The sequence below is a fragment of the Bacillus sp. P4_D3 genome (assembly GCF_056401855.1).
Genome location: NZ_JBFUIN010000108.1, coordinates 1 through 9076, shown reverse-complemented (window position 1 = coordinate 9076; position 9076 = coordinate 1). Strand labels below are relative to the sequence as shown.

At 32.8% G+C, this 9076-nt stretch carries 6 protein-coding genes and 3 pseudogenes; 5 read left to right on the top strand and 4 right to left on the bottom strand.

Annotated elements, in window-relative coordinates; translation table 11 throughout:
- Positions 1–1739 precede the first annotated feature (1739 nt).
- Positions 1740–2552: a carbonic anhydrase gene (locus tag AC1DTM_RS13475; protein WP_088079254.1), complete on the top strand. Its 813-nt coding sequence runs from the start codon at positions 1740–1742 to the stop codon at positions 2550–2552.
- A 30-nt stretch (positions 2553–2582) separates the two neighbouring features.
- On the opposite strand, the pseudogene AC1DTM_RS13470 reads toward AC1DTM_RS13475, so the two are convergent.
- Both AC1DTM_RS13470 and AC1DTM_RS13465 read right to left on the bottom strand, forming a co-directional pair.
- A pseudogene (locus AC1DTM_RS13470) lies at positions 2583–2680 on the bottom strand (IS6 family transposase); the annotation flags it as partial.
- A 51-nt stretch (positions 2681–2731) separates the two neighbouring features.
- Complete coding sequence (locus AC1DTM_RS13465) at positions 2732–4141, bottom strand: amino acid permease (protein ID WP_078182157.1); 1410 nt, start codon at positions 4139–4141, stop codon at positions 2732–2734.
- Between the two features lie 304 nt (positions 4142–4445).
- On the opposite strand from AC1DTM_RS13465, the gene AC1DTM_RS13460 reads away from it, so the two are divergent.
- The 3 genes from AC1DTM_RS13460 (at position 4446) to AC1DTM_RS13450 (ending at position 6529) form a co-directional block, all read left to right on the top strand.
- Positions 4446–5342 (top strand): Rpn family recombination-promoting nuclease/putative transposase, encoded by an 897-nt coding sequence (locus tag AC1DTM_RS13460; RefSeq protein WP_000071773.1) that lies wholly within the window; start codon positions 4446–4448, stop codon positions 5340–5342.
- Positions 5343–6091: 749 nt separating this feature from the next.
- Entirely contained in the window at positions 6092–6295 is a 204-nt protein-coding gene (locus AC1DTM_RS13455) for a hypothetical protein (RefSeq protein WP_088099778.1), read from the top strand.
- Positions 6296–6307: 12 nt separating this feature from the next.
- A complete protein-coding gene (locus tag AC1DTM_RS13450) occupies positions 6308–6529 on the top strand; it encodes a hypothetical protein (RefSeq protein ID WP_088099777.1) in 222 nt (73 codons plus the stop codon).
- A gap of 82 nt (positions 6530–6611) precedes the next feature.
- Here the strand turns inward: AC1DTM_RS13450 and AC1DTM_RS13445 are convergent.
- A pseudogene (locus tag AC1DTM_RS13445) lies at positions 6612–7228 on the bottom strand (DUF3967 domain-containing protein).
- 117 nt (positions 7229–7345) lie between these two features.
- Here AC1DTM_RS13445 and AC1DTM_RS13440 point away from each other — a divergent pair.
- Positions 7346–7788 (top strand): annotated as a pseudogene (locus tag AC1DTM_RS13440) (HNH endonuclease signature motif containing protein); the annotation flags it as partial.
- A gap of 517 nt (positions 7789–8305) precedes the next feature.
- Here AC1DTM_RS13440 and AC1DTM_RS13435 read toward each other — a convergent pair.
- Positions 8306–9076 (bottom strand): AraC family transcriptional regulator (locus AC1DTM_RS13435; RefSeq protein ID WP_477000338.1); only part of this gene is annotated, 771 nt, incomplete at its 5' end.

Sequence of the window (9076 nt, the reverse complement as noted above, 5' to 3'; positions counted from 1 at the left end):
ATATTAAGACTATTTAAATAATAAAAATAGTTTTTGTAACTTTTGTAACTGATTGTGTAATTAAAAAAACAAACATAAATTAATACCTCATTTGGGATAAACTTTTTATTTTATATTCCCTCCTACATACACCGAAATATCATCCTTAAGTGCTTGTGCTAAACCTCTGCCTAAATTTTGATTCATTTAGTAAAAACCACAGACAATTTTGTTTATTCATGTACCTCTTATATATCATTTCCTAGGTTTATAATTAAGTAGTCCTATGCTTTTTAAAAGAATGAACAGTAACGTTCACTAATTTTTGTCAGCTTATGAATTTAGAATTTTAATCACAATCTACATGACTTATAAACTTCATGGCTAAATCTGGCTATACCAAACCTTCAATTAAATTCTCAGCATGACGACTAGATTCATAATTAATTGTAGTTGCTTATTTCTTTATTTGCATGAAACCAAATTTCACATTGCTAGATCGGCACAATCGGCCTCAATTCCCTTTACAAATATTTGTAATAAATGTGCACTTAAGTAATTAAGGTGTCATAAGAATAACAGAATACTCACACTCTACTTTTACCAATTAATCACATCTCAGTCACCTCGCTATCTATACCCGATATAATATATAAAATAAAACAAAGAAAGAGTAGTAATCGTAAATATCAATCAGATGTATACTAAACTGAATTTTCAATATTTTCAGTTTAAAGGAGGGTCTTTTCAGCTACTCTTTCTTTGTATTATGAGTTTAGCACTAAATATAAAGCATAACAAGACAAAAAAATTCAAATTTCGCATAATTTCGACATTTTTTTTGCAAAACAATACTGGTCGTTAATTAGTATGGGTTACCATAGATATCTCCATCAACTTAAGAATTTTATGACGCTCTCAAAATAGAATTGTACATTTTCATCTTGAGAAGTCATTTTTTTATTTTGGGGATATTTTCTTAGCTTGATGGTGATGGAAAGTGACCCCAATTAAGCTAATTCCCCCATTTCGCAGATTTGAGCAAAAACACCCAAATAATATCTTGTTTGAATTGTTTTACTTTAAAATATCTAACTTATTACGCTTCCGTTTATCTTTTCAAAAGCATAACTTCGTTTCGAAAGCTTTGCAACAGAACCAGAAATATATAGTATCACATCAAAGAATATAAATCTATATTGATTTTTTTTTAATAATTTATATATAATTATAATGATTATAAATTAAAAGTCAATCTCAATTAGATAAGAAGGGGGAATATAGACATGACAAAACATTTAGTCGGAAAGAAAGCCCATGTTTCGAAATGAATGAAGTAATGTCAAATAAAAATGACCAGATTAATAAAATTGGAACCCAAATTAGATTACAAAATCGATTTTGGGTATTGGTAAGAAGTCATTCTATTTAATGCTAAATGAGGACATACGGAATAATAGCAAATTAGGAAATGTAATATGTTCTTGCTTCCATTTCTTATAGTATTTAATAACTTTTGACTTCAATCTGGCTTTGTATAAAGCTTTTTTAACTTGAGAAATGAGCACAGTTACTCCTTTGCTCACAAATTAACTTTATAGCTTCCGATATCCCATTTCTCTATTTAAAAGTTTAAATTGCATAATAATGGAACGATGCTTCTCTAGATTCTTGATATTTTTGGTGAATTTGTAACAGAACCTTTAGTTACATGAAATATTCTTTAAATACAATATTTTATCATCTTAGGAGGAAACAGTATGAAAGGCTTAAAGTTTCTTTATAAAACTCCCCTTATATTGACAATGAGTGCAGTGTTGATCGGGTGTAACACTGCAAAACAAGAACAGTCAAACAAGGATACAGCTACACAAGAAAAATCTACAGAGAAAAATACGCAGTGGTCATATGAAGGGACTACTGGTCCAGAGCACTGGGGAGAATTGAAACCAGAATACAAAATGTGTTTAAATGGGCAAGAACAATCTCCGATAGATATCAAAACGGAACAAATAAAATCAACAGTTGAGGATTCTAATCATTTGCAAATTAATTATCAACCAATATCATTTTCTATTAAAAATAATGGGCATAGTATTGAGGGGAAAGCAAATAGTTCTGATGATTATCTCATGCTGGGAGAAAGTCGTTACACATTAAAACAATTCCATTTCCATACACCGAGTGAACATCAATTTGAAGGAAAACATGCAGATATGGAACTACATCTGGTCCATCAAAATGATCAAGGTCAGTTAGCAGTAGTTGGTATTATGATAAAAGAAGGACAAAAAAACGAAGGTTTTGCAGAAATGTGGGGAAATCTCCTGAACAGCAAAAATTCACAGGGTGATGTGCAGCATACCATTGATATAAAACAGCTTCTTCCTTCAGATCATTCGTCATTCCATTACATGGGTTCTTTGACAACACCTCCTTGTACAGAAAATGTCCAGTGGATTGTGATGAAACAGACAATAGAGATGTCCAAAAAACAAATTGAAACGTTTCATAAATTATTCCCAACGAATAACCGACCAGTTCAGCCAATTAATGGAAGAGAAGTATCGTAAACATAAGGAATTATTGGAATAAAAAATAGTAGTGCGAGCAGCATAGCGAAGGTTTTGAAACCCAGACAATTTAAATGACGATGGTCTTGTTCAATGAGATTATTGAAATGTTTGATGGTACAATACTTTGCACCAGAACGGAAAAAAGCTGCTGTCCTAATGGAACAACAGCTTTTTCATTATGCTACGTCTTCTTTTTGTTCCTTTTGTAGTGTACTATTTTTGTAACCGTAACTGAAGTAGACAACAAGTCCAATTACAAGCCATATTGCAAAGCCGATCCATGTTGTTGCTGGGAGTTGTAATGCTAAGTATCCACAGAATAGAACAGCTAAAGCAGGAATCCATGGTACCAAAGGCACTTTAAAAGCGCGCGGTAGTTCTGGTTGTTTTTTACGTAAAATAATTACTCCAATTGATACAACGCTGAATGCGAATAATGTACCGATATTTGTTAATTCTGCTAGTTTACTTAAAGGAACAAAACCAGCAAAGAAAGCAACCATAGTGGCAGTAATCCAACTATTGATAACAGGTGTTTTTGTTTTTTTATTTACGCGAGAAAGTGCTTTTGGTAGTAAGCCATCGCGGCTAATTGCGTAAAATAATCGTGTTTGTCCATATAACATAACAAGTAATACAGTTGTAATTCCAGTAATCGCTCCTAAAGAAATGAAACCAGCAACCCAATCTTGTTGAATGTATTGTAGTGCAAATGCAACAGGGTTTTTCACACCTAACTGATCGTAAGGTACAATTCCAGTTAAAACCAATGAAACAACGATATATAGAATCGTACAAATTGTTAAAGAAGCAATAATGCCGATTGGCATGTTACGCTGTGGATTTTTGACTTCTTCAGCAGCTGTTGATACAGCGTCAAATCCGATGTAAGCAAAGAATACAGTTGCAGCCCCAGTTGTTACGCCAGAGAAGCCGAACGGCATAAAGGGTGTCCAGTTTTCAGGCTTTACATAGAAAGCGCCAACGCCGATAAATAGTAAGACAACAAAAAGTTTGATAGCTACCATGATAGCATTAAAACGCGCTGATTTTTTTGCTCCTCTTGTTAATAACAACGTCATTAGAAAGATGATACAGATTGCTGGTAAGTCTATATATGTTCCCGCTTCAGGATTATATGCGCTTGTTAAAGCCGTAGGTAATGTAATCCCAAATCCACTTAATAGACCTTGTAAATACCCTGACCAACCAGATGCAACAGCTGAGGAAGCTAATCCATATTCTAAAATTAAATCCCAACCTAAAATCCAAGCGATTAATTCTCCAAATGTTGCATAGCTATAAGTGTACGCACTACCGGATACCGGTACAGTTGATGCAAATTCAGAATAACATAATGCTGCAAATACACAGGCTAAACCGGATAAAATAAACGACAAAACAAGTGCGGGTCCTGCGTGTTCTGCTGCGGCAACACCGGTAAGAACGAAAATCCCAGTTCCGATGATAGCGCCGACCCCGAGCATAGTAAGATCAAATGCACCGAGTTCTTTTTTTAAAGATGCTCCTTTTTGTTCTGACTGTGCTAATAATGCTGAAATAGATTTTTTTCGAAATAGATTCATATAGATACCTCACCTCTAGTTGTTGTAATATTCTGAAAAATAATATCATTTTGTCGTATAATGTCGAATCTTTGTAGTTCGTATTTTAATTCAAATAAATATTTTTGTAAATACTTATTTTTAGAAAATTAAATCTTTTAAGCGTACCTTTATTTCTTTTCACTTAATCCCTCTGTTCCAAATGTATTCCTTTAAGAGAAAAACTTATATCCTTATATAAGTCATAGAGGATTGTTTGCATATTGACTTTAGTTTTATGTACAATAAAGGTAAAGATATAGTCTGAAACAGGAAGAGGAAAACCATGTCCAATTCATTAGTAAATTTACGTATCGATTTTGCATTTAAGCAGTTATTTGGCACAAATGGGAATGAAGATATTTTAGTTGCCTTTTTAAATGCCATATTAAAAGATTCTTTAGAATCACCTATTGTTGCCCTACAATTAGAAGATCCACATTTGCATCGAGAATATGAAGAAGATAAATTATCAATTTTAGATATTTCAGCTACATTAAATACAGGAACAAAGGTAAATGTAGAAATACAATTGAATAACAATCACGATATGATCAAACGAAGCTTATATTATTGGGGAAGGTTATACACCTCTCAATTGCAAAAAGGAATGCCTTATAGCTCACTTCATAAAACAATTACCATAAACTTGTTAAACTTTGTGATGTTTCCAGAATATGAAGCGTTTCATACAACAGGAATCCTTTGGAATCAGCAACAACAAAAGTTATTAAGTGACGATATAGAAGTTCATATTGTAGAGATTCCAAAGTTACTACAGCAATGGCGTGAAGAGAAAGTTAATCCTTGGGAAGACTCGTTTGTTCGTTGGTTATTATTATTACCAGCGAATGAAGATGAGTATCTCACACAAACATTGGAGGACATTGCCATGAACCAAGATCCGATTTTACAAAAAGCAATGAATAAGTGGGAACGTATGAGTCAAGATTCTTCTTTCCGTCAAGCATATGAAGCAAGAGAAAAGGCCTTAATGGATGAGGCTGCAAAGTTTGCTCATGCTCGTAATGAGGGGAAAAAAGAAGGAATTCAAGAAGGGGTTCAGCAAGGAAAAATACAGATGATTAAAGGTATGCATGAACTCGGTGTACCACTTGAAACGATTGCTAAAGCCAGTAAATTAGGCATAGATGAGGTTGAACGTATTTTAGAACAAAAATAATCAACATCAAAAAAAGAACCTCTTAATTGGGTTCTTTTTTTGAGCTATTTGTCAACTAAGGGTAGCACCAAATAAATTTTCATAGGTAATACTATAACCTTATACTATGACACTTAACTTTATTTTCTTATATTAGAATTTAATTCGCATAGAAAACTAACATCCAAATTTCTTAGTTTTCATCTCTTTCTGGATTCACTCTATTATAATTTAGACTCATCGTTAAATATCCAATCTATTACTTGTCGCCTCCCTATAAACCATAATAATTTTAAAAGAGTAATCCCAACTGTTATAAAAACAACAAATTAAATTTTCACAAAAGAAAACAACCTGTATAAAAACAGGTTGTTTTCTTTTATAGGGTAAAACAAAGAAAGAGTGGAAAAAAATGCACAAACTTCTACGGTACAAGAAGTAAAACGATTGGAGAAAACCAAAAATTCTGACATCTTACTAGATAAGGGTTTTTGTTTTCTCTTTCTTTGTTGTTATGAGTATAGCATTAAAAACGACATAAATCAACAAAAAATCTCATAATTCTTATTTTTTCGACATTATGCCGTAATTCCTCCACACATTATTTTTTTAAGCGCTATGTATATTTTATATCTGTTACATGGTTAATTTGCATATTAGGAATTAATTGATTCATCATATCTAATCCTATGGTAATTCCTTTGTGAATCTTTATATACATATGTATAATTATATTTAAAGTCATAACTTTTAGAATTGAGGTGACCATCATGAGAAGTTTCGGTTCATTAGTAATTTCTACTATATGCTCAGTAATTCTTGTAATCTCGAACGCCTACTCCTTCTATGATAAATTCACAACTGGAGGTACATATTATTGGGTTAGCGGCATCATAGGCATCATATTCCTTCTATTCTTTATCGCAAACATGCAAGATATCATCAATAAGAATTATAGAACTTCAACAGACTAGGAGTGTATACATATGTGGAAAAAGATTCATAATTACAAGTTTCATTTAAAAGATTTGAAATTTATGCTCTGGCTGTTCCTTGTCATTGGTTTCTTCTATGCTTATGAATTCTTCTCAGGACTAATGTTCCACCAGGAGTTTCGCGGGCTTAAATTAATATGCACGATAATAATGATCATGGCATTTAGGGATACTAGAAAGAAGCTTAAAAACAACGATTATAGAACGGCATAATGTAAAAGGAATCCTTTATGGGTTCCTTATTCTATGGAAAAATCTCGGCTGAATCCCATTATAATTTTATAAAAGTATAAAATTATAAATCACCCCAAAACTTCCACCAAGACTGCTTTTTCAACCTAGCTGCCTCTATTTCTTCCTGGGCTGATACAATAGTGCGTTTAGCATCTTGAATCTCTCTGACCATCTTCATAAGATTCTCATCTCTTTTCTCTAATCTTTTTTCTATTCTTTCCTCACGTTCTTTCCGATCCTTCATATTCTCTTCTATCAATTTATTCCTTTGATCTATACGATCACCTAATCTCTTTTCCATTTCTAACAGATTTGCTTGCTGCACTTTATTAATTTCTTCTATCATAGCGCTATATTGTTGCCGGAATTGATACTGCATTTGATAAGGAATTGGATCTGACCCCTGGGATTCCTCTTTCTTATTACCAATTCCAAACTGCTTCGCAATCATTTTAGCCGCTTTCTCTAAAGTCATACCATCCTGCTTGCTCAACTCTACTAACTTTTCAATCAATACAACATCAAACTCTGTATATTACCTTCTCCCTCGACTACTCTTTTTTACATCATATCCTTCACGTTCAAGAACATCCGAATACTTTCTAAGCGTACTACCACTTACCCCCAAACGACTATAGACTTCATTGCTGGTATATATACTACTTCCATTTCTGACATAGCGCTACACCACCCCCTATTGTTTCGTTTTTGGGGATTTAAATTCTTTGTTAAATATTCTTCTTAACAAAAACATTTGTATTTTAATTATATTTTTAAAACCTCTTTATAAAAGAACGAGCCGAGATACATAAAAACTTGGCTGATATAACCGAAGCAGAATTAAAATGGTTAAGAGAAAATCCTGTCATAAATGAACGAGCAACCGTTGAATACAACGACAACCGAATTTCTCTTTATGTCGCACAAAAAGGTAAATGCAGCATAACAGGCGAGAAACTCTCACCATGGGACATCCATTGTCACCATAAGCGATTATGGAGCGAAAGAAAGGATGACAGTTACAAAAAAACCTTACCATCATCAAACCAAGTGTCCATAGACTAATACACGCAACCAAAGAAGAAAATATTAACCAATTACTCAATGAACTAAAACTCAATGAGGAACAGTTAGACAAACTTAACAAATTGCGAAAACTAGTCAAAAACGAGGAAATCTGTATTGAATCACAAATTGAAGTGGAATTAAATTATGAACAACTAGCGTTGTTTGCTTAGAATTTATCATTATTAGATGGAAAGAAAACTACAGTATAGGTGGACCGCGGTATGCCATGAAAGTGGCACGTACCGTGCGGATCAGGGGAAAAGTCAGAGATAACTTCAAATACTTATCTCTCGATATATAACGCTAATATGCCAAAAGGAAGAGGAATGTGTTGGTTTGGAATAAAGTTCAATTAAAATCGTGCTACAAATGTTGATTTTACAATAGAAGAAACCCATTCATTTTGAAAAAAAGATTAATCAAAATGGATGAGTATAATTTTGTGAAGGAGTTATTTTTTATAAAAAAGTTTGATTAAAACGCACTTGGAATTTTTACTTGAAGGAATAAAGCATCGTAACTTTTTTATAAACGTCGCGACTTTCTTTCAAAGTCACATCAGACTCCGTCTTTTCGGCGTATAACGAATTACAGAATTTATTAACGGTGTCATAAAATTTGACCACAATCTTCCCATGTCTCTATGTGCAAAAAAACTTTACAACAGAACCTGTTGGGATAACAACTCTAGATGACAGTATGCTTTTCACGGTATTGTCTAGGAGTCATACCTGTTATTTTTTTGAATACCTTTGTAAAGTAACTTTGGTCATTAAAGTTAAGCCAACTACAAATATCTGATAATGAATATGTCGTTAATGTTAATAGTTTTTTTGCTTCTTCTACTCGTTCCCGTTGAATATGTTCACTTATAGGGATTCCTACTTCTTTTTTAAATAGTCTAGATAAATATGCAGGGTTAATATCCAAAAGATTAGCGAGATCATTGAGAGATATTTCGTCATAAATACTTTTATTAATATGATTTAGGCATGTAGTAATTGTATGGGAATACTTATGAATATTGTATTCTTTAACGCGTTCTGCAAAAGTGCATAACGCATCTTCTATTAATCTATTTATAGCGTACATGTTATCTAGTTGCTCAATAGTTTGGACGTATAAAGCGCCTAGCGAAAAAGCAATATCTGACGGAAGGTTCCCGTCTATTGCATATCGAGTAGCTAGAGTAATCGCTATAATGCCATTATTTTTTTGATTTCTGAGTTGATCTCCTTTTGATGCTATCCCCGCGTCTTCTTGTGGGAATGAATACGCATATTTTATTACTTGTTCTGTATTTCCTTCTTTGATTGCTGTAAAAAATTTACGCTCCAATGATATATCATAATGTTCAAAATTATTTTGACGACGTTTTGAAATATACAAATCAGGGTTTATTATTTTATAGGAAACTTCCTCTAGTAATTTATTTTTTTTCCAAACAATATCTACATC